Raw genomic sequence first — 25,686 nt, 5'->3', positions numbered from 1 at the left:
AATCTCTTTATTTCAAAAGCGAAATCGGGTTAACTGGTTGCAGTATTTTTTCAGGGGAATAAAACAGATGTTTAAGGTAAATAGTTATTTTGACGGCAAGGTGACATCCATAGCTTTTCAAGGCGAAGAACTCCCAGCAACAGTGGGTGTAATGGCGCCGGGCGAGTATGAATTCGGTACTAGTCAGCATGAAGTTTTAACTGTGATTAGCGGCGCTTTAACCGTATTATTACCTGGTCAGACCCAGTGGCAAACCTTCGCGCGCGGAACTTCATTTGAAGTGCCTGCTCAGGTGAAGTTTCAATTAAAAGTTGCAGCTGATACAGCTTATCTTTGTACTTATCAATAAGGTGTGTATCCGGCACGCCTATTCAGGAAAAACTGATTTATGCGTGGTATGGGAACAGTGGCGAAAAGAGCAGATGCACTAAAGCAGAGCGAAGCTCTTAATCTGAAGCAAACTGTAGAGTATATGTGGCCCTATATCTGGGCCTTTAAAGGCAGGGTATTATTGGCTTTAGCGGCTTTACTTGCCGCCAAAGCAGCCACTTTATATCTGCCTTACGCTTTAAAACTTATCATTGATGATTTAGATCCCAGCCTAAACTCAGTCATCACTTTACCACTGGCCTTTCTGTTGTTTTATGGCGCTTTACGTTTCGGCTCAGTGTTTTTTGGTGAAGTACGTGACGCATTGTTTAGCAGAGTGACTGAACATGCGATGCGTAAAGTTGGTCTGCGGGTATTTAATCATCTGCACCAGTTAGAACTAAGTTTTCATTTGGACCGTCAGACCGGTGGCATCAGTCGTGATATAGAGCGAGGCACCAACGGCATCAGTTTTTTGATGCGGTTTTTAATGTTTAACATTGTGCCTACCCTGCTGGAAATTCTGCTGGTGGCGGTGATTTTTGCACTGCTGTTTTCCTACTGGTATGCCGTGTTAACTTTTGTCGCTGTAGCTTTGTATGTGGCTTTCACTTTTTATGTCACCGAATGGCGCAATAAATATATCCGTGAGGCTAACCAGGCCGATTCAGCCACCAACAGCAGGGCTGTTGATAGCTTGCTGAACTATGAGACCGTCAAATACTTCAATAACGAAGCTTATGAAGAACGCACTTATGATCAGTTTTTAGCCAACTGGGAAACTGCCAAGCTAAAAAACCGTATGTCGCTGCTGGCGTTAAACTCTGGTCAGGCGCTGATTATAGCGCTGGCCATTACCTTAATGATGTGGATGGCGGCGCAAGGAGTGCTTAACAAAGAGCTGACGCTAGGTGATTTGGCCATGGTCAATGCCTACATGCTACAACTTTTTATCCCGCTGAATTTTTTAGGTTTTGTCTATCGGGAAATCCGCCGCTCATTAACCGATCTGGAAAATATGCTTGGCCTTTTGAAAAAAGAGGCGAAAATCAAAGACAAAACCAATGCACCAGAGCTGCAGTTGCAGCAAGGTCGTATTGAGTTTAATCAAGTACATTTTAGTTATCAGCCGGGCCGCCCTATTCTGAATGGCTTAAGTTTTGTGGTAGAGCCTGGGCAGAAACTGGCGATTGTTGGTGCTTCGGGTGCAGGTAAAAGTACCATAGCCAGATTGTTGTACCGCTTTTACGACATCCAAAGCGGCAGTATATGCATTGATGGGCAGGATTTACGTGATGTGACTCAAAGCTCATTACGCCAAAGCATCGCCATAGTGCCGCAGGATACAGTGTTGTTTAACACCAGCATCAGAGAAAACATTCGTTACGGTAAACCTGAAGCCAGCGAGGCTGAAGTGGATCAGGTGATCAAGTTGGCCCATCTGGACAGCTTTATTCAAAGTTTGCCTCAAGGCGACCAAACTTTAGTCGGTGAGCGTGGTTTAAAAGTATCAGGTGGAGAAAAACAACGTATTGCCATAGCCAGAGTATTGTTAAAAGGCTCCCCCATTCTGATTTTTGATGAGGCCACCTCAGCTTTGGATTCACACTCAGAAACCGCTATTTTAAAAGCCTTGCGTGAACTGGCGAAACACCATACTTCAGTGGTGATAGCGCACCGGTTGTCGACTATTACCGACGCGGACAAGATATTAGTGCTGCAACAAGGCGAAGTGGCTGAAGCTGGCACCCACCAGCAATTGCTTGCCCAACAAGGGCTTTATGCACAGTTGTGGGCCAAACAGCAAGAGGCTAAACCCAAAGCTGAGTAAAGCTGATATTAAGTTAGGTTAAGCAAAGTAAATGCCGGGTAAAGAGCTGAACCCGGCATATTTTTTTTGTTCTGATGACGGTATTTATTTCTCACAGGATAAGAAAACCACTATGTTGTTACGTCAGCTCATCATTCCAATTACCAGCCTTTTTGTACTCAGTGCCTGCGGTGGCGGTAGCTCATCAGAAGGCAACGATACCTACCCAAGCAGTTATCTGCAGTTTTATAACGGCTCATCCAACAGCGCGACCACCACACTGACCTTAACAGACAGTGATGAAGTGGAAAGTACTTTAGGCAGTGCCGCTTTTGGTGACGCCACAGCTTTAACTACTGTAGATACTGAAACTTATGATTTAGCTTTCACTTACACCGATAACAGTGGCGATGTGCAGACTGTGCTGGAAGATCAGGTCAGCATGAAAACCAGTCAAAAAACTGTGCTTTTTATGGTAGATAACTACGAAGCGCCAAAACTGCTGAATTTAAGCTTTTTGCGGGATGATGGGCTGGATGATCAGTTTAAAGTCTACTTTGCCAATTTACTGGCGGAAAATAAAACCATGGATCTATACATCAGCAGCTCCACTGAAGATTTTGATGACGCCGATTTTGTTGCAACCGTAGGACAAAACGCCTTTAGTGAAGCAGTTACTTTTGATATTGGCAGCTACATTTTGTACCTGACAGACTCAGGCAGCAAAGAAGTTGTATTACAAAGCCCGGTGTACTCCTTTAGCTACGAAACAGAATATATTCTGGCTTTGCGTGACAACGCAGGCCCGCTTAAACGTAAAATTGCTTTAGATGTGATAGGCAATACCACTACTGTTTATCCACTGGAAGACGTAAACAGCAACGCTCAATTCCGGGTATACAACAGTCTGAACGATTTAGATCCGGCTCAAATTTATGCTGGCAGCACCAATGGTACGCCGGTTTTTGCTGATGTAGCAGCGGATACTCTGACCTCTTATGTTGAAATACCACATGGTGATTACAGAGTGACGTTAACAGCAAACGAAGGGTCCAGCCAAATTCCAAACGGTTTGTTAACCTTAAATCAGGGTCAAAGCAAAAGTCTGATCTTTTACCGTGACGAAAATGACCAGCCAACAGTGATGTCGGTCACTGACAGCGCGACTCCTCAAGTATACGACTTTGTTTTTAATGTGGTGAACGTGATACCTGACTTTGAAAACGTCAGCATCTATTTTGTGCCACCAGGCAAAACCATGGAAACCACCTTGTACTACATCAGCAGCATCAACGATGCCACCAGCGCGAGCATTACTCTGCCGCTAGACAGCTATAGGGTGTTACTGGTGCGCAAGGATTTAAATAACAACAAAACCCTGCTGGCGCAAACTGATGAAATTGAATTTATTCAGGGCAGTTCTTACCTGCTGGTCGCAGAAAAAGATCCTGATACTGAAACAGGTTATAAAATCAGTTTGCAGTACTAAGCCGCAGCTGGTTTTGTAACAAAGGCCCGTCTGAACAGCGGGCCTTTTTTTGCAGTCCTTTGCGCACTATTCGAACACAACCTGGCCAACGGTCAGAGCCGTTGGCGCTCAGCCGGGTCTTGCCAAACTATTGGCAAGACTTTATCCGGCTTCGCTCTTCCAACATCCATGTTTTTCCTCTACATTAGCGGCCAATTAAAATCATCAGATGGAGTAACGCATGACCTGGATTTTTTTGCTGGTTGGCCTGGTATTACTGGTCGTTGGTGCTGATTTATTAGTCAAAGGGGCTGCACGTTTAGCAGGATCTTTTGGAATCCCGGCTTTAGTGATAGGTTTAACAGTGGTCGCATTTGGTACCAGTGCACCTGAATTAGCTGTCAGTGTAAAAGCTGCATATTCTGGTCAGGCAGAATTGGCGATTGCCAATGCGGTCGGCAGTAACATCTTTAATGTGCTGTTTATTTTAGGCGCTGCGGCGATGATTTCGCCTCTGATTATTTCACGTCAGTTGATCCGCCAGGATGTGCCTATTATGGTTCTGGTGTCTGTCATAGCGCTTTTGATGACTTTAGATGGCAGTGTCAGCAAACTGGAAGCAGCGATTTTATTTGCTGGCCTTTTAGCTTACACCTGGTTTTTATTCCGTCAGGGCAAAGCCAAAGGCGCTGACACTGTTGATGAAGAAGTGGAAGCTATGCTCAAGTCCAATACACCGGCATGGCAAAATGTTTTGCTGGTCGTAGGTGGTTTGATATTGCTGGTATTAGGCGCACGCTGGCTGGTCGAAAGTGCAGTGGAAATTGCTCGGGCCTGGGGTATCAATGAAGCTGTTATAGGTTTAACCATAGTGGCGGCTGGCACCTCTTTACCTGAAGTGGTCACCTCTATAGTGGCAACTATTCGTGGTGAGCGTGATATAGCTGTCGGCAACGTCGTAGGCAGCAATATATTCAATATCCTGTGTGTACTGGGTATCTCAGGTCTGGTGTCTCCTCTCCCCCTGCTGGCTGGTGAGCAAATGGCCATGGTCGATATTCCGGTGATGGTAGGTGTGGCAGTGCTTTGTGTACCGCTGTTTTTTATCGGCTCAGTGCTGAACCGCATCGAAGGTTTACTCTTTATGCTGCTCTACATCGCCTACACTTGGTATCTGGTGGCTATGGCGTTAAAGGAGGCTTATCTGCCAGACTTACAACAAGGTATTTTGTACGGTTTGTTGCCTGTGGTTGTACTTTACGTGGTCGCCTCATTTATCCATGACCGCATAAAAAACAAACAAATACATCAATGAGTTAGCCAAAAACGTCACAACAGGCCCAGTAGGGCCTGTTTTTATTTGTATCCAGTATGACATTTAGATGATCTGTATCTGCTGCCCGATTTGAGCACTATCCAACCCCTGCTTTTGTTTATATAATCCGTCGCAGTTCATAACCTCAATGAGACCCCATGGAAATCTTTATACTTGTTGGACTTATCGTATTAAATGGCATTTTTGCCATGTCTGAAATTGCTATCGTCACCGCCAAAAAATCGCGTTTAACAGCTCTGGCACAAAAAGGCAAATCCTCCGCCGCCATAGCGCTGAAATTGGCTGAAGACCCTACTCAATTTTTATCGACAGTCCAGATTGGTATTACGTCTATAGGTATCTTAAACGGTATCTTCGGTGAATCTATTCTTGCCGAACCTTTTGCTCTGTGGCTGCAAAGTCTGGGTATGGCTCCAGAATTCAGCAGCATTTTTGCCACAGCTTTAGTGGTTATAGTGGTGACTTATGTGTCTATCGTTGTGGGTGAGTTAGTACCTAAACGTGTGGGTCAAATCAGTGCCGAATCTATCGCCTGCTTAATGGCCAAACCTATGCTGTTACTGGCTATCGTGACAAAACCTTTTGTCTGGTTATTATCCGGCTCAACTCACGGTCTGATGCGGCTCTTTGGTTTTGCTCACAGCACTGAATCCAATGTGACCCATGAAGACATTCAGGCCATGTTACTGGAAGGCTCCAGTTCAGGTGCTATTGAACACAATGAACATGCGATGGTGAAGAACGTATTCCGTCTGGATGAACGTTCGATTTCATCCTTGATGGTACCCCGTTCTGACATTATCTTTTTAGACACTGCCATCAGTATGGAAGATAACTTACATCGCGTGATGCAATCGCCACACTCCCGCTTTCCGGTCTGCAAACAGAGCGCAGATGAGTTGATTGGGATAGTCTCCGCCAAACAATTGCTGGCACAATCTGTCGCAGGTCAGCTTACGGATTTGTCGTCATTGGTCCAACCTTGTCATTATGTGCCTGACAGTTTAACTGGCATGGAATTATTGGAGCATTTCCGTACAACAGCACGTCAGGTTGTTTTTGTTGTCGATGAATATGGCGACTTAAAAGGCATGGTGACGCTGCAGGATTTAATGGAAGCCTTAACAGGTGAACTGAACCCGGATGACGGCGAAGATTTAATGGTGGTGCAGCGTGATGATGGTTCGTACTTGCTGGACGGCTTGCTACCTATTATCGATCTAAAAGACTGTTTAGGTTTACATCAGTTACCTGAAGAAAACCAGCGTAACTATCAGACCTTAAATGGCTTATTGATGCTGTTAATGGGCAAAATTCCACAGACTGCAGATAAAGTGCTGCTGCATAACTGGCAATTGGAAATTGTTGATATGGATGGCAAACGGGTAGACAAAGTATTAGCTATTGAACTAACGCCGAAACAAATGGCGGATATGCAGTCTGCCGCAGATGAGATGCACGACTAGCACTGGTGCAACATACCAACAACGCACTGAAAAGTGGCGTTGTTGGTTGAATAATTAATCTTTACGGCCCTTGTTTGGCAGTGCCAAGGGGTCGACTTCAAAGCTAAAACCCAGTAGCGGCAAGAGTTCCGGTATCTCATCTTCCGGGATACCCACTTTGTGGAAATGCTTCACCACATATTGCACATCATGGCCTTGTTCTTTGAATTGTTGTGCAGTTTTCAAGTGCACAGTTCGCATAAAGTTAGATGTCATATAAGTCACTCCCTGCAGAAAAGCGACAGTCATAGTGGTGAAATATTCAGCAGCAGGCAAGCAGTTTTCGATGAAAATTTGCACAATTTTTCGAACAAATCCTAAGCTGTTGATCCACAGAAAGATCTTCTCTAATGCTTAGCTCACCAGCTTAAATTTGCGACTCAATATTTTATCAAGTAGTTTTCGTGGTAGTAGTCTGGCTAACAGAGGTAAAGTGAAAGCACCATGCCCTATACCCACAGCACCGCTGCAATCGGCTTTATTCAGCTCTCGTACTAAACGTTTGGCAAAACGTTCTGCTGATGTAGGTTGGTTTTGACTGGCATTAGCGCGCAGCATCACACCATCACGCATAGGCCACCAGAGTGAATCCGCTTTTAACAACTGCTCAGCTTCAAGTTTTGCTCTTTGGGCAAAACCAGTAGCAATAGCTCCAGGCTGCACAGTCAATACCCGCACACCTAAAGGCGCTAGTTCCATTCGCAGTGCATCAGACAAGCTATGTAGCGCCGCTTTAGAGGCACAATAAACGCCAGCAAAAGGTGTGGTTATTATCCCAGATACACTGCCAATATTGACGACAAGGCCTTTGCTTTGTAACAGCAAAGGCAAACAAGCCTGAGTTAAATCCATCACCGCAAATACGTTGACTTCAAACTGCTGACGTAAGCCTTCAGCCCCGGCGTCCAGCACTGGCCCCATAACACCAAAACCAGCATTATTCACCAGAATATCCAAACGCCCTGCTTGTCGCTGCAACTGCACCACAGCTTGTTTCACAGAATCTGGGTTGGTCATTTCCAGTGCTATAGTTTCCAGACCCATCTGCTTTAGTTGCTGCAGATCAGTCTCTTTTCGTGCTGTGGCAAAAACTCTATAGCCTTGTTGTTTAGCCTCTAACGCCAAAGCTTTGCCTATACCGCTGGAGCAGCCGGTGATCAGTATAGTTTTGCTCATCGCTGGCCTGCCTGCACTAAGTGTTGTTCATCTGGTCTTAGTGTTAACACCAGAAAACCGGTGTCAGTCACAGCCACTGTATGCTCCCACTGGGCTGATAACTTCTTATCCTTGGTCACCACAGTCCAGCCGTCAGATTTTTGTTTTACTCTTCTGTCGCCCTGATTGATCATAGGTTCAATGGTAAATACCATGCCAGGCTTTAGAGTAAGACCTGTGCCTGCTTTACCGTAGTGCAAAATTTGTGGCTCTTCGTGCATCTCACGCCCTATGCCATGACCACAGTATTCACGCACGACAGAATAACCATGCCGCTCAGCATGGTGCTGTACGGCAGCCGCTATGTCACCTAAACGGGCGCCGGGTTTCATCTGATAAATGCCCTGCCACAGCGCCTGATAAGTTACATCCACTAAAGCCTGTGCTACAGGACTGACCTTACCTACGCAATACATTTTGCTGGAGTCGGCGATAAAACCATCCTTTTCCAATGTAATGTCCAGATTGACAATATCGCCTTCTTTTAAAATATCAGCAGGTTTGGGCACGCCATGGCAGACCACCTCATTGATAGAGCTATTGAGTACATACTGATAGTCATACTGACCTTTGCTGGCAGGTCTTGACGCTAAAGGCCCGCGGATAAAATCCTCCACTGCATCGTTAATTTGCATGGTACTGATGCCAGGCTGCACCAGCTCATCCAGCATCAGAAAGACCTGAGCCAGCAACTGTCCGGCTTTGTGTTGGAGGTCCAGTTCAGCCGGGGTTTTCAGATGGATCGAGTTCATTCAGTAAGTCCTGCAAAGTTGTAGATTTGTTTTTTAATAATTTACGACACAATTCCTGGTAACTAAGCTGAGGGTTCAGCTCAGCCAACATGCCGACCCGGATCCAGAATTCAGCCTGAGCGTTAATGGAACGCGCCATCACCCTGCTGGCTTCCCGCAAATCATCATGCAGGTCGTCCGATATTTTTACTATACCCATAACTACGCTTCATATACATTTCATACACTAATTGTATAAAAACAATCCTTCGAATGCACTTAAAAAATAGCTAAAAACTGGGTATGGTATGACATAGGACAATAAAGCCTCTGTCACAAGAGGTTAAAGTTCAACATCAGCAATTGGGTTTGGAACTAAGACTGAGAGTCAGGACATGAGCTTATTTAACGATATTTACAATGCAGTTGAGCGGCAGTTTTTCTACAGCCTGACATTAAAAATTGTCGGTAATATTGGCTTTTTAACGTTGATTTTCTGGCTGGCGATGTTTGCAGCTTACCCGGATGAAGGGAGCGCAGGACAAAGCTGGTGGTGGATTTTGGTGCTTGGTACCGGCGCTTTTGTATTCACTATCGGCTATCTGATGCATCTCATTGTGCGTCCGGTCAAAGCTCTGGTCGACGCTCTGCAGCACGCCAACCAGGCAGGCAGCGATCTAAAAACCCGTTTACCTGCTTTTACTTTTGATGAATTTCGTACTTTGTCTGAGCAATACAATTTATTTGTTGAGCAATTATCCGCGATGTTACGAGGTATTCATCAGCAAGCGTCCAGCAACTTTGCAGTCAACCAGCAAGTGGCAGAAGCTGTGCACAGTACCAGACATCAATTGCAGGGAGCTGAGCAAAACAGTCAGCAAATCCGCCAACAAAGTGATCAGTCCTTGCAACGTTTAGCCGAAATAGTGCAAAGCAACGATCAGGTGATACAAGTTGCCAGTAGCACAGTCCATAACGCCAGAACCGCCAGTACTCAACTGGATCAGCTCACCAGCCAACTGCATAAAATCGAGCAGCTACTAGCTAACTTTGGTGGCACTGTGACAGGTTTGCAGAAAAACGCCGAAAACGTGCGGCAGATTTTGTTGATGGTGGAGAACTTCTCCGATCAAACCAACCTGTTGGCACTTAATGCAGCTATTGAAGCCGCACGGGCGGGCGAAGCGGGTCGTGGTTTTGCCGTGGTCGCTGACGAAGTGCGCACTCTGGCAGCTAAAGTCAACAGCGCTACAGGCCAAATCTCTGGTTTCCTGAATGAAATGGATGTATTGGTTCGCGATACAAAGAACGAATCCGAGCAACTGCAACAACAAGCTGGCGCAGCCCAGCAACAGATCCAGCAAACCAGTGGTGATTTTAGTCAACTGGAGCAACAACTTAAAAATGCCCAGCAGCAACTGAATCATATTCAGCAGCATGTGCAGCAACTGGCGCATAGCTCAGAACAAAACCATCATCACCTGACAGAAATTGAACAAGGCACCAATCTGGCGTATCAACAGATGGCCGCTATAGATCAGGCCACAGAGCAGCTGTTATCCGGAACTAAACGCACCCAACAACAACTGCAGCCTTTTTCTGCGGCTTAACTTTTAGTTTTTTCAACATCAGCCCGGCCATCCTGTTGCAATGCTTTGACCAGTTGCAATACGGCCGGGTGAGTCAGTTTACGCTCAGGCGATATCGCATAAAAACGTTCTGTAACTCTGTGGATCACTCCGACTTTTAACAGACGATAGTTGTTCAGCAGTTGAGTTTCCAGCAATAAGGGAGCAGCAAAAGCACCCAAGCCCTGCTGGGCAAAAGCCTGCATCAAGGCACTGTCATCAAATTCAGCTACGACATCCGGCTGCACCTCCACTTCATTAAACCAGCCCATTAACTGCTGGCGGATTATGGATTTTTTACCTTGTAACAGAAAAGGTTGATCGTGCAGGGAACGCGGGAAATCTGCGCTGAGTTGTTCAGCTAAAGCTTCACAGGCATAAACGGCCATTGGAGATTCGGTGACTAAATGACTGTAGGCTTTGACATGGCTGCCAGGCTGAATAGGTTGATCCGACAACACCATATCCAGTTTATTGATCGCAAGTTCAGACAACAATCCGGCTTGCTCACCTTCACGGCAAATCAGCTTAATTGGCAACTGCAAAACAGGTCTGAGCATTTCATAAACAAAAGCCTTAGGCAAAACGTCTGTGATACCGACACTAAAATTTTGCCAACTGCTGTGCTGACGGGTCAGTACAGCTTTAAGCTCATCCCCCAATTGAAAGATATCAGCGGCATAACGTTGCACTACAACGCCTAACTCAGTTGGGATCAGTCGCTTACCCTGTCGGGAAAACAGCGCAGTACCAATACCATGTTCAAAGGCACTGATTTGTCCACTGATGGTTTGCGGCGTGATATGCAACAACTCACTGACCCGGGCAATACTGCCGTGCTCAGCGACCAGATAAAAATAATACAGCTGGTTGTAATTAACGGGGGTCATATTAACTCAATTATTTACGAACATATTGGAAGTTATATTCGATTTTTACTGACAAAGTAAAGGGCGTATAACAGTAACTGTTGTGAGGTTCCTGCAGAATGTCACAGACATAGTTTAACCCATAGGCTCATCCGCGCCTTTTGCCCCTTGCTTGCAAGGGGCTTTTTTATGTCCAGGGATGGGCGGTATGTCGCAACTGTCGGGAACGTTGTTGCGACGATTTAGCCCTCGCCCTTGAAGCTACAGCTTTGTTGACTGCCCTGGCTTTTTAAAAAGAGCTTCGCCCCAATCATAGCGTGAACTATGTTCATGGGGACTCATTCCCTTGTCGCCTAGCTGCAACCTCACTTGCTTTATCTCTTCCCTGCCTCCATGTAAATGGCAACTACGTGTTGCAAGTCCAATGGGCGGAATCCGGATAAGAGTTATTGACAATGAACTACCCCGTTATTTTTAAGTTAGCAAATCAGGACGAGCTGCTCTATATAGCGACGCAGAGCAGTTTTATTAAGCAGTATCAGTTGCAACAGGCCTATTTAACTCCTGAGGATCTGGTGGTTGACGCAACAGGACAAGCTTATCTGTTGCATCAAGTTCAACATAACCACTTACCTGCCCCGTGCAAACAATTTACGCAACCAGAGCTGACAGCCTTAGTTCAGGCTCATTTTTTTGCCCTGGCTCAAACTTGCGCGATAAAAATTCAGGCTACTTCTATTCCGGAATTATTTAAGTTGTTAGCGGATGATGGGGACTGACAATAAGACAATCCTGACTTGTTTTACCGCCTGATGCCGCTTAAAGTAACAGCTCTTATCGAACTGGGACAAAACGATGCGAGTTGAAGTATTGGTTGGACTTCAGGTAAAAAATGCTGAACTTTATGCTGAATATCGCCGTTTAATGACACCTTTGTTGCACCAGCATCAAGGAGACTTTGGCTGTGATTTTATAGTACAAAAAAGCCTTCGACCTGCAGATTCCGCCATCAACAGAGTCTTCACTATTTCATTTGCCAGCCAACAGCTGATGGACAGCTTTTTCAGCCATCCTGACTACCTGGTGATACGGCAACAGTATTTTGAACCTGCAGTGCTGGAGACTCATATACTGGCAAGCTATCAAACAGCAGATTAAGTTTGTGTTGAGCAGGGAAAATCACAAAAAAATACTGTGCCCTGTCCAGGCACTGAATGAAAACCTATGCTGCCTCCCATAGACTCAATAATGGCTTTACTGATCGCAAGTCCCAAACCTGTGCCAGATTTGGCTTTGGAATCAGAGCCATCCGCCTGAGCAAAACGCTGGAAGACTTTCTCCTGAAAATGTAGCGGTATGCCTTCACCTTTGTCTTCGACCTGAATACGCGTCTTGTTACCCTGCTGAGCGTAACTCAGTGTGACTTCAGCACCAGCTTTTGAGTATTTAATAGCGTTGGATAATAAGTTACTCAATACCTGCTGCAGCCTGTGGTTATCCAGCTGCATCTGAACAGATTCTGTATTGAGTATCCGCAAGTGAACACCAAACTTATCGGCATAAGGTTGATTTTGTGCGATAGCTTGCTGACATTCGACAGCCAAATCGCAAGGCTGCAGACAGAAATCCATTTTCCCTGCGCTGAGTTTCTCCATATCCAGTAAGTCATTTACCAGTAACTGCAGTCTTTTACTATTTTGGCCGGCCACCTTCAGCATAGCTAAAGCTTTTTCAGGAACAGGCCCTAAAACCTGATTGATCACTAAATCCAAACCACCACTAATGGCAGTAATAGGGGTACGTAATTCATGACTGACGGTAGAAATAAAATCAGTTTTCATCTGTTCCAGTTGCTTTTGCTCACTGATGTCATGCATCAAAACTAAAGCCCCTAACAGCTGACCTGAGCGTGTTTTTAGCTGCTCTCCTCGGCAACTCACCCAACGTGGAGGCTGCCCCTTACTCTTAATACAAATATCCTGTCCAACCACAGTCTCGCCATGAAAAGCCCGGAGCAAAGGTATTCGTTCCACGGGCAGCACTGTATGGCCATTCTCTTCATACAAGTTATAGTGATGACTCCACAGCTGTGCTTCACACTTGCGAACATCCACCCCATGCCAGTCGCGGGCAACTTTATTAAATTGCTCCAGATGCCCCTCACTGTCACAAGCCACTAAGGCATCAGGAATAGAATCCAGCAGTAAGTCCAGCAGTTGCAATTTATGTTCAGTCTGAAGTTTTTGTTTGTGCTCCTTCAATCTGTCCATCACCAATACCGCCAGTTTTCGCAACACAGCTTTGTCCTGCTCAGACATAGTGCGTGGTTTTCCATCAATCACGCATAAAGTGCCCAGTGCAAAGCCTGCTTCATCAATTAACGGACATCCGGCATAAAATCTGATATTGGGGATAGTGCACACCAGCGGATTATCGGCAAAACGTTCGTCTTTAGATGCATCCTCGACGATAAAAATATCTGGCTGCAAAATAGCATGAGCGCAAAACGCTAGTTTGCGATCAGTCTGACAGACCTCCAGCCCTTGTTTACTTTTAAACCACTGTCGTTGCTCATCAATCAAAGACACCAGGGCTATCGGAACCTGAAACAAAGTAGTAGCCAAAGAGGTAATGGCATCAAAAGTGGCATCAGGTTCAGTATCCAGGATTTGTAACTTCAGCAGTGCTTTTAATCTTTCCTGCTCATTAAGCGGAATTTGGGCAACCTGCATGCTTTCGCTCCTTGGCTGACAACAAAAAATCTACCTCAAACCATACCACAAAAAGAAACACTACACCTTACCGCTGGTCTTGCTCAGACTTTTCTAATAAAGCTTGTAAATCATCAGGCACTGGCACAGATTCCAATACAGAGTAACGGCTGGAACCTGGGTTACCCAAAGGCAAACGCCCTGTTAAATGGCCGACGGGAGTCAGAATCAGACGCAACAACTGACCACGAACTTCCAGCCAGTTTATTTGATCGGCGGCCAGCTTTAACATCTGCCAGTGAGTATGCATATGCAGAATAAAATCTTGTTGGCCTAAAATATGGGCTCGCTCAAGATGAAACCAGGCCTGTTGCCACTGCTGTCGACGGCGGGCTGTCATTGCTTGTTTTATTTCTGCATGAAAAGCACGGATTGTATCTGAATACATAGCAAGCTCGAGTTGTTTCCTTAGTGTTTTGTTTACAATGACGCCGCTTTTGTATTCCGTCAATACTTAGCTTGCCCGGCTCTGAGTCTTGTGGCTCTTGAGTTTCAAGCTGTTTTGTATTAGGGTGACGTCAGTTTTATCCTATGGCACAAGCAAGCAGAAAAACATGAACAGAAATCAGGGACAAACGCCCTGGCTCAGGTTAATGGTGCTTATTAGCTTACTCTTGTTTAAAGGAGTAGCAGCTGCCGCTATGTTGTGTTGTGGGCCAGATCACGGCTCTCATTCAACCTCCTCTTCTCATCACCAGAATTCGGGTACTACAGCACATCAGATGTCTGATCATAGGGCTCACAGCACCGAACAGCATGCAGAGATGATGGAACAGCAAGATCAGGACGCAGACCTCTCCAATGCCGGACATAAAAGCTCCTGCTCAGGCTGCGCTATCAGTTGTGCTTCTGCTGTCTTGATGATGGATCCCTGCGGGATACCGCCCGAAAAAAATCAAACTGAGCGGATCTTCAGTTCAACTTCCTTTTTATTCCCTTTAACCAGTTCTGGTCTGGAACGTCCGCCTCGTTTATACAGCTGATCATACTTTTTAGTAGGTGAAGGCTCTGCATCCAGCCTTTCTCAATAGTTTTTCAGTGTAAAACAGGTTTTCTTATGCACTCTGTCAAAAACAAAGCACTTCGTTGTGCCTGCGGTTTATTGATGACTCATTCGGGTATCTCTTTCGCTTCACCAGAGGTATCAGTGTTACAACAATTGCCCCCGCTGTTCACCAGCTCTGAAGAAAAAGCATCTGACTGGATCCAGGCCAATAAAAAGGTGGCGGAACTGGGTGGCTGGCAATTTTATATTCAGGAAGCAGGTGGTCATGCTGCCATGGACCACTCGCAGCATTCGGGCCACAACGGACATAAGGCTGAGCCCGACATGGATCACTCGCAGCATTCGGGCCATGCAACTTCCAAGCAGACAGTACCAAAACCAGCAGCAGGAGATCAGCATGAGCATCATCACTAAATTATCGCCTTTGGCCGCGCTGGTTTTACTGAGCGCTTGTGCCGGGACCTCTCAGCTGCAACAAAATAATGCGCTGATACAACAAGCCGAACGGCAACAGCTGACTCTGGCTCCGGTAGACCCCGCGTTAAGAGCAGAGACTGAACAGGAAGTGGAACGACTATTAGCCGGGCCTTTGTCATTGCAAAACGTCAGTCGTATCGCGGTATTAAACAACCCTGAGTTTCTGGCGAGTTTGTCATCTTTGGACATTAGCCGAGCTGAGTTGGCTCAGGCCGGTTTGTTACCTAATCCGGGCCTGAGAGTGATCCGCAGCCGCGAAGAAGAAAGCTATAACACAGAACTTGATTTCTCTTTTGACTTATTTGGCTTTCTGTTTTTCAAATCCAATCAGGCCATAGCAGAACAACAGGCTGTGCAACAGCAACAGCAGGTGGCTCTTCAGTTGCAGGAATTGTTAAGCCAAAGTCGCAGCGCTTTTATTGAAGCCGTGGTGGCACAACAGCGTTTTAGCTATTTGCAGACAGTACAGGAAGCAATAGAAGCCTCGGCTGAACTGGCCAGTCGCATGTATCAGGTCGGCAACTACAGTGAACTGCAGCACGCACGCCAACAAAAGTTTGCCGCAGAAATTCGTCTGCAACTGGCGACAGCACAACAACAGCAACAACAAAGTCGCGAGCGCCTTCTTCTTGCGCTTGGTCTGTCTGACGCTGCAGTTTCCTTGCAATTACCCGCTTACCTGCCTGCGATTCCGACTGAAATGCAACCACAACATCAGTTAGAACAACAAGCGCTGGAACAACGATTGGATCTGCAACAAGCTAAAGTCAGATTAAAGCAACTACAGTTACAACTTGAGCAAAATGAGAACAGCCGTTTTGTCCGCGGTTTATCTGGTGAAATTGCAGGATCAGTGCAACACAGTGCAGAACGTGAAGTGGCTTTAGGCATTGAATTACCCTTGTTTGACTCTGGCGCACAGCGTATCAACAAAGCTCAGGCGCAATACCTGCAAGCCTGGTGGCAAGCCAAAGCTCTGGAACAAAAAGCGTTGTCTGAAGTACGTCAGGCTTACAGCCTGCAGCAGCATTCTTATCAGGTTGCCCGGCATTATCAGGACCAGCTAGTGCCACTGGCGCAGAAAATCAATCAGCAAAATGTACTGCGGTATAACGGCATGCTGATTGGTGTATTTGAACTGATTGCCGACACTCAGGCACAGGTCAGCACTGTGACAGGACAAATGACAGCACAACGCGATTTTTATCTCTCACAACTGGCTTTACAACAAGCGCTGTGGGGCAGCCCAACACTGCAGCTGCCAACAGCAACGGAAATTATCAACACTTCAGCTACTGCAGCTGGTCATTAACAGGAGAATGTGATGCTCACCCGTCGTGATTTATTAAAAAAAGTCGGTGCTATTACAGCTGCTGTAGGTGTAGCCGCAGTCAGCAAAAGCTCAATGGCCACCTTGCCTGAACCTGTGATCCAGCAATCCGCTGACACTATGGATCCCTTAATACCCAACACTGGCCGACCTTATAACCCTGTTGTCACGCTAAACGGCTGGACTTTGCCGTGGCGGATGAATAATGGCGTAAAAGAATTTCATCTAGTGGCAGAGCCTGTAGTGCGTGAACTGGCACCAGGGATGAAAGCGCATTTATGGGGTTATAACGGCCAGTCGCCAGGCCCTACTATTGAAGTGGTGGAAGGCGACAGAGTGCGGATTTTTGTTACCAACAAGTTACCCGAACATACCTCTATCCACTGGCATGGCCAGCGTTTACCTAATGGTATGGATGGAGTCGCCGGCTTAAATCAGCGCGCCATCAAGCCCGGTAAAACCTTTATGTATGAGTTCATCGCCCGCCGCCCTGGTACTTTTATGTATCACCCTCATGCCGACGAAATGGTACAAATGGCGATGGGTATGATGGGTATGTGGATCACTCACCCAAAAGAGGCCCATCCGCATATAGACGAGGTGGATCGCGATTTCTGTTTTCTGCTGAATGCTTACGATATAGAGCCTGGCAGTGCCACGCCTAAAATCATGACCATGACCGACTTTAATCTCTGGACCTGGAATAGTCGCGTCTTCCCCGGCATCGATCCTTTGGTGGTGCGTAAAAACGATAAAGTCCGGATCCGGGTGGGTAATCTGACCATGACCAATCACCCTATTCATATTCACGGTCATGAATTTACGGTCACAGGTACAGACGGTGGTCCTGTACCGCCTTCTGCCCGCTGGCCTGAAGTCACCACAGATGTGGCTGTAGGTCAGATGCGACAAATTGAATTACTGGCGGACGAAGAAGGTGACTGGGCTTTCCATTGCCACAAATCGCATCATACGATGAATGCGATGGGCCATGACGTACCGACGCTGATTGGGGTGGATCACAGTGGTTTGATGCAAAAAATCAATAAACTGGTGCCGGATTATATGGTCATGGGTGAACGTGGTATGGCAGATATGACTGAAATGAAGATGCCGCTACCGGCTAATACCTTACCAATGATGTCAGGTGATGGACCTTTTGGCTCCGTGGAAATGGGCGGTATGTTCAGCGTGTTTAAAGTCCGGAAAGATCAGGCACCTGGCGATTACAAAGATCCGGGCTGGTATCCACATCCAGCCGGTACTATAGCTCAGGAATGGACAGGAGAAGTACCAGAAGTGACATCCGCAAAAGCGGATACCACAGAAAGTACAGATACACTGAAGGTAAGAAAACCGAATTCACACTCCCACCATTAAACAGAATGAAAAAGCCCTGATCTCAGGGCTTTTTTACTGCCAGTTACTCTGCCGGTAGTGGCAAAGACCAACAAAAAACAGACAACTGACCAATAAAACACCACTAGTTATACCTTTTATATATATCTAATAACTTTTTTCAATAAACATACACTTGTTACAAATTGTAATCAAACCCAGCATTTTCGCCGCTCCACACAAGCAACTTATCGCATAAAACTCTGATAAAACCGAAAAAATGAAAACAAAAGATTAAATTTGATAAATATAAACCTATTTACATTAACAAATTATTGACCAATCATCCTATTGCCTGCCCAGTACATTAACTAAATAAGGGACAGGGTTTCCATGGATGAGGCAATTCACATAACAATAATCCGAGAGAACAAAATGCAACATAAAACATTTAACTTATCCAAAGTCTCATTGCTTACTTTGTCCGCGCTGTCCTTGGTGGCGACTGCTGTGCAGGCTGCCCCCCAAAAATCTGGTATCACTGTAGAGATCAACGAAACCAAAGCTATCGAGCCACCAACCCGTTTTATCGTGAAATACAAAAGTGCAGCGACTTTATCTGCTCAGGGTTTAACCGGTGCTGCTACAAACTCAGTTAGTCAGTTAAAAGCTCATGCCGCTTCTGAATTATCCAGCCGAGCTGGTGAGCCTATGCGCTTTGTGCGTTCTTTAGCGGTAGCCAACCGCCATGTAGTCAAAGCGGAGCGCCGTCTGTCAAAAGCTGAAACAGCTCGTACGATCGAACTGCTTGCTCAGGATCCAATGGTAGAATCGGTTGAAGAAGACCGCATGTTACAAATCGCAGCAATACCAAACGATACCCAGTACACCAGTCAATGGCATTACTACGAGTCTACAGGCGGTTTACGTGCAAACACTGCATGGGATAATGCCACAGGAGCTGGTGTGGTAGTGGCTGTGTTAGACACAGGTTACCGTCCGCACGCTGATTTAAATGCCAATATCCTGCCTGGCTACGACATGATTTCTGACAGTTTTGTCGGTAACGATGGCAATGCTCGTGACTCTGATGCGAGGGATCCGGGTGACTGGGTGTTGGCCAATGAATGCGGCGGCTCAAACCCAGCACAAGATTCTTCATGGCATGGTACGCACGTCGCTGGTACAGTCGCTGCAGTGACCAATAACGGTTCAGGTGTAGCTGGTGTTGCCTATGGAGCTAAAGTAGTACCAGTGCGTGTACTGGGCAAATGTGGTGGTTATACTTCAGATATCGCAGACGGTATTATCTGGGCTTCAGGTGGCACAGTGTCCGGTGTTCCGGCGAACGCTAACCCCGCAAAAGTCATCAACATGAGTTAGGTGGTTCAGGCGCATGTGACTCTACCACCCAGGCTGCTATTAATTCAGCCCGCTCACGTGGCACTGTGGTTGTCATTGCATCAGGTAACGACAACGGTAACGCCAACAACTTCAACCCAGGTAACTGCGCTGGTGTGGTCAACGTAGCCTCCACCAATCGCAGCGGTGGTCGTGCTTACTACTCAAACTACGGTACCTCTATTGATGTCGCTGCACCTGGTGGCGCGATGAACTCGGCTAATGATCCAAATGGTATTCTGTCGACTTACAACACTGGAACTACTACACCGGGTTCAGACAGCTACGGTTACAGCCAAGGTACATCCATGGCTGCACCTCATGTGGCTGGTGTAGCGGCATTAATTGCCCAGAAAAAACCAGCGGCAACACCAGATGAAATTGAAAACATCCTGAAAACCACTACCCGTTCTTTCCCTGCGACTTGTACCAGTTGTGGTACTGGTATTGTTGATGCAGCAGCTGCTGTAGCTGCTGCATCAGGCACTGGCGGCGGCGGTGGTACAGGAGCAACCTCGGCCATCAACAACATCAGTGTCGGTGCAAATAGCTGGAAATACTACACAGTCGTAGTACCAGCGGGTATGAGAGTACTGACTGTCAATACCTCTGGCGGTACAGGTGATGCGGATCTATATGTCCGTCGTGGTTCACAACCGACGACGTCAACCTATGATTGCCGTCCATACCTCAATGGCAATACAGAAAGCTGTACCTTTAATAACCCTGTAGCAGCCACTTACCATATTGGTATTCGTGGTTACACAGCGGCATCAGGTATCACTTTAACAACTTCTTATCAGCCTTAATCCCTGGGCTTTTAGCTGAAGATCCCGACAAAAGTCGGGATCTTTTTTTTAAAAAGCTCGAACTTTTATTTTTGTAAGCCATCCAGAATTGCACACTGGGGTTGATCATCCCCACAACAGCTATCCGCCAATTGCTGTAATACCTTTTGCATCTGCTGCAGCTCGGCGACTTTTTGTTTAATTTCATCCAGATGCTGTTCAGCCAATTGTTTGACCTCTTTACTGCTACGCTGTGGATTTCGCCATAAATCCAGTAAAGAACTGACCTGAGCTATAGAAAAACCCAAAGTTCGGGCTTGTTTAATAAAACTCAGTTGTTGCAGCTGTTGACTGCTGTACAAGCGGTACCCGGCATCTGTCCTGTTGGCTTTTTTAAGCAAACCCGCTTCTTCATAATGCCGGATCATTTTGGCAGAAAGTCCGGTTTGTTTAGCCGCCTGGCCTATGGTCACTAAAGTTGCCATCATTTTACTCCTCAGCTCTCCAACGCTGTAACAACAAGGCATTGCTAATGACAAATAAACTGCTGCACGCCATAGCGGCTCCAGCAATAACCGGATTTAAATAACCCAAAGCGGCCAAAGGAATACCGATCACATTAAAAATAAAAGCCCAAAACAAATTCTGCTGAATTTTACGGTAGCTCAGCCGCGCTATCTGCAACGCTGCACTCACCAGAGAGGGCTTACTGCGCATTAGGGTCATAGCCGAAGCACTGACGGCCACTTCAGTGCCACTCGCCATCGCTATACCTAAATCCGCCTGGGCCAAAGCTGGGGCATCATTAATACCATCGCCAACCATAGCCACCCGATAACCCTGCTGCTGCCAGCTCTGAATGACCGCAGCTTTGTCTGCCGGTAACACCTCTGCCTTCCAGTCAGTTAAATCCAGCTGCTGCGCTATGAGTGCCGCACTTTGTTTACTGTCACCTGTCAGCATGGCGACAGCAATAGCTTGTTGCTTTAACAAATTCACAGCTTGCACTGCATCAGGCTTTAATTCGTCGGTAAAACAAAACAGTGCGACTAACTTATAGCTGTCGTTAGCTTGTTGCTCAGCTAACCAGGACACGGAAGCGCCACTGGTTTTAATCTGATCCACTGGCAACTCTATGCCCAACTGCTGCATCCAGTGACTACTGCCAAGGACCAGGTTGTGCCCTTGTACTTTGCCTTGCACCCCTTTGCCTGCGATCACCTGAAACTCAGTCACCTCCAAAGCGGCCACCTGATGCGCTGTGGCGTAACTCACTACAGCTTTAGCCAGCGGATGTTCGCTGTGTTGCTGCAATGAGGCAGCCCATAGTAATGCATCAGGTTCATCAGCCAGATTGCTGACTTGCTGCAACACAGCTTTGCCCTGAGTTAAGGTGCCGGTTTTGTCAAATACGACCAAAGTCACAGCCTTCGCGTGCTCCAGCGCTATCGCATCCTTGATCAAAATACCTGAACGCGCGGCTGAACCTGTGCCCGCCATGATAGCTGCTGGTGTTGCTAATCCCAGTGCGCAAGGACAAGCAATGACCAATACAGCAACTGCATTTAAAATACCCGTCACCCAGTTGTCTGTCAGCAGACCCCAACCGACCAGGGTCGCCAGGGCTATCAGTAAAACCACAGGCACAAAAATAGCGCTGATTTTATCGACTAAGGCCTGCACTGGAGCCTTGGCTCCCTGCGCCTGCTCTACCAGTTGAATAATGCGGGACAGAGTCGATTCAGCACCCACTGCAGTAGCACGGATTTGTAGTACACCATCCAGATTAACAGAGCCTCCTGTCACTTTATCGGTCGGCATTTTACTGACAGGTACAGACTCGCCGCTAATCAAGGCCTCATCGACATGGCTTTGGCCTTGCTCCACCACCGCATCCACCGGAACGCGCTCGCCAGGTTTGACCAACACCAAATCGCCTTGTTGCACAGTCTCTGCTTTAACGTCCACCCAGAGTCCCTGTTGAAACACAGTGGCTACTGCAGGTTTTAAGTTTTCCAGTGCTCTTAGTGCATCAGTGGTGCGTTTTTTCGCTTTATGTTCCAGATATTTACCTAAAAGCACCAGACTTAAAACCGCGCTGCTGCTTTCAAAATACAAATGAGGCGCGCCGTGTTGTCCATGCAGCGCAGTAAAACTCCACCACAAATACAAGGACAAGCCATATGCTGCACTGGTGCCTATAGCCACCAATAAATCCATATTGCCACTGCCAGCTTTCACTGCTGCCCAGCCCGCTTTATAAAAACGTGCACCAAAATAAAACTGTACTGGTGTAGCCAGCAGCCATTGCCAAAACGCAGCCAGCATCCAGTCCTGACCAAAAAGTAAACCAACCATAGGCAGTACTAAAGGTAAGGTCAGTACCATGCTTGCGAGCACAGGCCACCATTCCTGCTGATAAAAAGCAGTCTGCTTCTGTTCAGCCTGGATCTTTTTTTCTGGCAGACTGGCCTGATAACCAGCTTTCTCCACCGCCGCTAGCAGTAAGTCAGTTGACACAGACAAGCCGCTGACTGTGGCCGTTTCACTGGCCAGATTGACACTCACTTGTTCAACACCTGTCACTTTGGCTAAAGCTTTTTCAATACGCCCCACACAGGAAGCACAGCTCATTCCATTGATATTCAGTTGGATCTGTTCAGACATACTATGACTCCAGATAAAAAGGTGCGATGACCCGATAGCAATAAGGCTAAAGCTTGCCATCAGGGTAAGGTCAACCAAAAAAATAAAAAATAGTAGTTGACCTTACCACAGGTCAAACTTAGATCATGGTGGGCCCCCCATTCGCTAAAGAGGAAAGATAAAATGAAAGTTCAATTGAACGTTACAGGTATGACTTGCAATCACTGCATCAGTATGGTCAATAAAGCGATCGCAGCGCTACAGACCGATGCCAAAGTGACAGTAGACTTAGCACAGCAACAGGTCAGTGTGGAGAGCATAGTAACGGCAGAGGAGATTATTGCAGCGCTGGATGAAGCCGGTTACCCGGCTACAGAAGTTTAGAGTTTAGCTCAGCTGCAAAAAGGTAAAGCCGCCAAGGCTGACTCAAATTGATAGTGAAAACCAGTGATAGTCTGAGATTTAGTGCTGAGTACTCTGCGGCTTGGTGTCGCTGTGCTGCTCGACTCAAACTGCGGAGCTGGCAAGGAGGCCAGTTCACAAGCCGTTAAGTAAAACTCCGCTTTTGAGCAAAACTCAGGACAGGATAAGTTAAACAGCTCTGGCCATAACTGCTGCTGAACTATCGCAGAAACAGCGCTGCAGATATCGCTGCTATGCACCATATTCACAGCCACGTCAGCCGCGCCTGCTTGCTTGCCGGATAAAAATCGGGCCGGATGACGGCCAGGACCAATTAAACCAGCCAAACGTAACGTACAGCAAGGCACTGCCGCTGCTAGTAATTTTTCACCAGCTTCCAGCAATGCAATACGCGGATCAGCGAGTTGTAGCTGACTTTTCTCATCCACATTGCCTGTCAAACCTTCATAAATACCAGTGCTGCTTAAATGAATACAAGCTGCAGCACCTAACTGTTTCATCAAAGTCGCTAACTGAGTCAGCGCTCTTATATAACCCTCACCATCAGAGCGGCTGGCAGGCACAGTACAAAGGATCAGAGCATCTTTGAATAAAGACCCCAACTCAGCAGTAGGCCGCACAGATTGTGCTAAATCCAGCACAAAATGACCAAACTGTTCTGTCACCACAGAAGATTTGCTTGCACTGCGACTGCTAAGCCATAACTCGTGGCCATCTGTTTTTAACTGAGTTGCCAGTTGAGTCCCTAACCAGCCCGCACCAATCACTAAAATTTTCATCTTTAATGCCTTCACTCCCCTGATATGGAATTTGATGGTAACAGAATAACTGATGCGATTTTTATCAAATTTTCCAGGATTTGAACTGAAGCATCGATTTTTCTTGATCGGCATCAACACCAGCCAGCAACAAAAGGCGTAATTTGGCCTTCACTCATTCTGATGTATGAGTTTTAGCTACTGACTGGAGCTTTAAGCAAAACAACGGCCCAGACCCACAGTTCCATATGGAGGAGCAATCCGAATGGATGTTGTAGAACTCTCAAGGTTACAGTTTGCCGCTACGGCAATGTACCACTTCTTATTTGTACCCTTAACTTTGGGTATGACCTTCTTGCTGGCTATCATGGAGTCAGTCTATGTGATGACGGGTAAAGAAATTTACCGCGACATGACTAAATTCTGGGGCAAGCTGTTTGCCATTAACTTCGCTTTAGGTGTGACCACTGGTATAGCGATGGAATTCCAGTTTGGCACCAACTGGTCCTATTATTCGCATTATGTCGGTGACATTTTTGGTGCACCTCTGGCTATTGAAGGCTTGATGGCATTTTTCCTTGAGTCTACCTTAGTCGGCTTGTTCTTTTTTGGTTGGGACAGGCTGAGCAAAGTCCAACACTTAGCCGTCACCTGGTTGGTCGCCTTAGCCTCGAACTTATCAGCGCTGTGGATTTTAATCGCCAATGGCTGGATGCAACATCCGGTCGGCGCAGAATTTAATTTCGAGACCATGCGTATGGAGATGGTCAGCTTCAGTGAAGTAGTGTTTAACCCTGTCGCACAGGTGAAGTTTGTTCATACTGTCTCAGCAGGTTATGTCACAGGCGCCATGTTTGTACTGGCCATTTCGGCCTGGTATATGCTCAAAGGTCGCGACTTAGCTTTTGCCCGCCGTAGTTTTGCCATCGCTTCAGCTTTTGGTTTAGCCAGCGCTTTGTCTGTCATTGTGTTAGGTGACGAATCTGGTTATGAGTTAGGTGATGTACAAAAAGTGAAATTGGCTGCAGTAGAAGCTGAGTGGAAAACCCACGAAGCACCAGCAGATTTCACCCTATTCGGTATTCCAAACGAAGAAACTCAAACCACAGACTATGCGCTGAAAATTCCGGGCGCTATGGGCCTGATAGCCACCCGATCTTTGGACAAAGAAGTGATGGGGCTTGCAGAGCTGAAAGAAATTCATCGTCAACGCATTATCAATGGGCAAACTGCTTATGGCTTGTTGAAAAAACTGCGCGCGGGTGAAAAAACAGCTGAAAATATTGCAGCTTTTGATGCGGTAAAAAATGATTTAGGTTATGGCTTATTGCTGATGGCCTACACAGACGACCCGGTCAATGCCACTGCAGAGCAGGTGGAACAAGCTGTGCAAAACAGCATACCTAAAGTAGCCCCCTTGTTCTGGTCCTTCCGTGTGATGGTCGCTGCTGGCTTTATTATGCTGCTGGTGTTTGCCCTGTCTTTTTATCACAGTGCCAAGCGTACGCCAGAAAAACCACGTTGGCTGCTTAAAGCTGCGCTGTTTTCTTTACCACTGCCATGGATTGCCTGTGAGGTCGGTTGGTTTGTCGCTGAATATGGCCGTCAGCCATGGGCTGTAGGTGAAATTCTGCCGACTCATTTAGCAGCCTCTCAGTTAAGCGCCACAGAAATTTGGATCAGCTTATTGGCTATCACCGCGCTTTATACAGTGTTTCTGATCATCGAAGTCTGGTTGATGCAGCATTTCGCCCGCAAAGGCCCTGCGTCTATCCATACCGGCAAGTATCACGGCGAACAGGCCCGGGAGGTTTAAT

At 46.7% G+C, this 25,686-nt stretch carries 26 protein-coding genes; 16 read left to right on the top strand and 10 right to left on the bottom strand.

Annotation, left to right across the window (positions count from 1 at the left end; genetic code table 11):
- Positions 1-67 precede the first annotated feature (67 nt).
- From ppnP to WH43_RS14775, 5 genes are all read left to right on the top strand, one after another.
- Positions 68-349 carry a pyrimidine/purine nucleoside phosphorylase gene (ppnP, locus tag WH43_RS14795; RefSeq protein WP_053425368.1) on the top strand — a complete coding sequence of 94 codons (282 nt, stop codon included), beginning with the start codon at positions 68-70 and terminating at the stop codon, positions 347-349.
- Positions 350-388: 39 nt separating this feature from the next.
- Complete coding sequence (locus WH43_RS14790) at positions 389-2,200, top strand: ABCB family ABC transporter ATP-binding protein/permease (protein WP_053425367.1); 1,812 nt, start codon at positions 389-391, stop codon at positions 2,198-2,200.
- Between the two features lie 31 nt (positions 2,201-2,231).
- Positions 2,232-3,668, top strand: coding sequence for a DUF4397 domain-containing protein (locus tag WH43_RS14785; protein WP_053425366.1), 1,437 nt, complete (start codon positions 2,232-2,234; stop codon positions 3,666-3,668).
- 220 nt (positions 3,669-3,888) lie between these two features.
- Complete coding sequence (locus WH43_RS14780; protein ID WP_053425365.1) at positions 3,889-4,962, top strand: calcium/sodium antiporter; 1,074 nt, start codon at positions 3,889-3,891, stop codon at positions 4,960-4,962.
- 158 nt (positions 4,963-5,120) lie between these two features.
- Positions 5,121-6,449, top strand: a complete 1,329-nt coding sequence (locus tag WH43_RS14775; RefSeq protein ID WP_053425364.1) for a hemolysin family protein — start codon at positions 5,121-5,123, stop codon at positions 6,447-6,449.
- Between the two features lie 54 nt (positions 6,450-6,503).
- Here the strand turns inward: WH43_RS14775 and WH43_RS14770 are convergent, their stop codons facing one another.
- The 4 genes from WH43_RS14770 to WH43_RS14755 form a co-directional block, all read right to left on the bottom strand.
- Positions 6,504-6,704: a hypothetical protein gene (locus WH43_RS14770; RefSeq protein WP_053425557.1), complete on the bottom strand. Its 201-nt coding sequence runs from the start codon at positions 6,702-6,704 to the stop codon at positions 6,504-6,506.
- A 138-nt stretch (positions 6,705-6,842) separates the two neighbouring features.
- Entirely contained in the window at positions 6,843-7,664 is an 822-nt protein-coding gene (locus WH43_RS14765) for an SDR family oxidoreductase (protein WP_053425363.1), read from the bottom strand.
- Positions 7,661-8,455 carry a type I methionyl aminopeptidase gene (map, locus tag WH43_RS14760; RefSeq protein ID WP_053425362.1) on the bottom strand — a complete coding sequence of 265 codons (795 nt, stop codon included), beginning with the start codon at positions 8,453-8,455 and terminating at the stop codon, positions 7,661-7,663. Before map ends, WH43_RS14765 begins: the two co-directional genes overlap by 4 nt.
- Positions 8,424-8,654, bottom strand: coding sequence for a ParD-like family protein (locus tag WH43_RS14755; protein ID WP_053425361.1), 231 nt, complete (start codon positions 8,652-8,654; stop codon positions 8,424-8,426). Before WH43_RS14755 ends, map begins: the two co-directional genes overlap by 32 nt.
- Positions 8,655-8,829: 175 nt before the next feature.
- Between WH43_RS14755 and WH43_RS14750 the strand changes: the two genes are divergently transcribed.
- Positions 8,830-10,044 carry a methyl-accepting chemotaxis protein gene (locus tag WH43_RS14750; RefSeq protein WP_053425360.1) on the top strand — a complete coding sequence of 405 codons (1,215 nt, stop codon included), beginning with the start codon at positions 8,830-8,832 and terminating at the stop codon, positions 10,042-10,044.
- Here WH43_RS14750 and nhaR read toward each other — a convergent pair.
- Positions 10,041-10,952, bottom strand: a complete 912-nt coding sequence (gene nhaR, locus WH43_RS14745) for a transcriptional activator NhaR (RefSeq protein ID WP_053425359.1) — start codon at positions 10,950-10,952, stop codon at positions 10,041-10,043. The genes WH43_RS14750 and nhaR overlap by 4 nt on opposite strands.
- 434 nt (positions 10,953-11,386) lie before the next feature.
- Between nhaR and WH43_RS14740 the strand changes: the two genes are divergently transcribed.
- Positions 11,387-11,710, top strand: coding sequence for a DUF4144 family protein (locus WH43_RS14740; protein WP_053425358.1), 324 nt, complete (start codon positions 11,387-11,389; stop codon positions 11,708-11,710).
- 76 nt (positions 11,711-11,786) lie between these two features.
- Positions 11,787-12,089, top strand: coding sequence for a DUF1330 domain-containing protein (locus tag WH43_RS14735; protein WP_053425357.1), 303 nt, complete (start codon positions 11,787-11,789; stop codon positions 12,087-12,089).
- On the opposite strand, the gene WH43_RS14730 is transcribed toward WH43_RS14735, so the two are convergent.
- Both WH43_RS14730 and WH43_RS14725 read right to left on the bottom strand, forming a co-directional pair.
- The gene (locus tag WH43_RS14730) at positions 12,086-13,663 is read right to left on the bottom strand and encodes an ATP-binding protein (protein ID WP_053425356.1); all 1,578 of its coding nucleotides are present in this window, start codon (positions 13,661-13,663) and stop codon (positions 12,086-12,088) included. The genes WH43_RS14735 and WH43_RS14730 overlap by 4 nt on opposite strands.
- 67 nt (positions 13,664-13,730) lie before the next feature.
- The gene (locus tag WH43_RS14725) at positions 13,731-14,090 is read right to left on the bottom strand and encodes a DUF3703 domain-containing protein (protein WP_053425355.1); all 360 of its coding nucleotides are present in this window, start codon (positions 14,088-14,090) and stop codon (positions 13,731-13,733) included.
- Positions 14,091-14,256: 166 nt separating this feature from the next.
- Between WH43_RS14725 and WH43_RS20090 the strand changes: the two genes are divergently transcribed.
- From WH43_RS20090 to WH43_RS20755, 6 genes are all read left to right on the top strand, one after another.
- Positions 14,257-14,685, top strand: coding sequence for a hypothetical protein (locus WH43_RS20090; RefSeq protein ID WP_152342871.1), 429 nt, complete (start codon positions 14,257-14,259; stop codon positions 14,683-14,685).
- Between the two features lie 74 nt (positions 14,686-14,759).
- Entirely contained in the window at positions 14,760-15,122 is a 363-nt protein-coding gene (locus tag WH43_RS20765; protein ID WP_053425353.1) for a hypothetical protein, read from the top strand.
- On the top strand, positions 15,106-16,497 hold the full coding sequence (locus tag WH43_RS14710) for a TolC family protein (RefSeq protein WP_053425352.1): 1,392 nt from the start codon (positions 15,106-15,108) through the stop codon (positions 16,495-16,497). The genes WH43_RS20765 and WH43_RS14710 overlap by 17 nt, the downstream gene beginning before the upstream one ends.
- 12 nt (positions 16,498-16,509) lie before the next feature.
- Positions 16,510-17,895, top strand: a complete 1,386-nt coding sequence (locus WH43_RS14705; protein WP_053425351.1) for a multicopper oxidase family protein — start codon at positions 16,510-16,512, stop codon at positions 17,893-17,895.
- A gap of 393 nt (positions 17,896-18,288) precedes the next feature.
- Entirely contained in the window at positions 18,289-19,236 is a 948-nt protein-coding gene (locus tag WH43_RS20760; protein WP_286049786.1) for a S8 family serine peptidase, read from the top strand.
- A 38-nt stretch (positions 19,237-19,274) separates the two neighbouring features.
- Positions 19,275-20,063 carry a S8 family serine peptidase gene (locus tag WH43_RS20755; RefSeq protein ID WP_286049839.1) on the top strand — a complete coding sequence of 263 codons (789 nt, stop codon included), beginning with the start codon at positions 19,275-19,277 and terminating at the stop codon, positions 20,061-20,063.
- Between the two features lie 65 nt (positions 20,064-20,128).
- On the opposite strand, the gene cueR is transcribed toward WH43_RS20755, so the two are convergent.
- Positions 20,129-20,530, bottom strand: a complete 402-nt coding sequence (gene cueR / locus WH43_RS14695; protein ID WP_286049785.1) for a Cu(I)-responsive transcriptional regulator — start codon at positions 20,528-20,530, stop codon at positions 20,129-20,131.
- A 1-nt stretch (position 20,531) separates the two neighbouring features.
- On the bottom strand, positions 20,532-22,709 hold the full coding sequence (locus tag WH43_RS14690; RefSeq protein ID WP_053425350.1) for a heavy metal translocating P-type ATPase: 2,178 nt from the start codon (positions 22,707-22,709) through the stop codon (positions 20,532-20,534).
- Positions 22,710-22,871: 162 nt separating this feature from the next.
- Between WH43_RS14690 and WH43_RS14685 the strand changes: the two genes are divergently transcribed.
- Positions 22,872-23,072 (top strand): heavy-metal-associated domain-containing protein, encoded by a 201-nt coding sequence (locus WH43_RS14685; protein WP_053425349.1) that lies wholly within the window; start codon positions 22,872-22,874, stop codon positions 23,070-23,072.
- A gap of 8 nt (positions 23,073-23,080) precedes the next feature.
- On the opposite strand, the gene WH43_RS14680 is transcribed toward WH43_RS14685, so the two are convergent.
- Positions 23,081-23,890: an NAD-dependent epimerase/dehydratase family protein gene (locus WH43_RS14680; RefSeq protein ID WP_053425348.1), complete on the bottom strand. Its 810-nt coding sequence runs from the start codon at positions 23,888-23,890 to the stop codon at positions 23,081-23,083.
- 244 nt (positions 23,891-24,134) lie between these two features.
- Between WH43_RS14680 and WH43_RS14675 the strand changes: the two genes are divergently transcribed.
- Positions 24,135-25,685, top strand: coding sequence for a cytochrome ubiquinol oxidase subunit I (locus WH43_RS14675; protein WP_053425347.1), 1,551 nt, complete (start codon positions 24,135-24,137; stop codon positions 25,683-25,685).
- Position 25,686: the final 1 nt, after the last annotated feature.

The organism is Rheinheimera sp. KL1, from assembly GCF_001275035.1.
GTDB lineage: Bacteria > Pseudomonadota > Gammaproteobacteria > Enterobacterales > Alteromonadaceae > Pararheinheimera > Pararheinheimera tangshanensis.
This window is presented reverse-complemented; position numbering and strand designations above follow the sequence as displayed.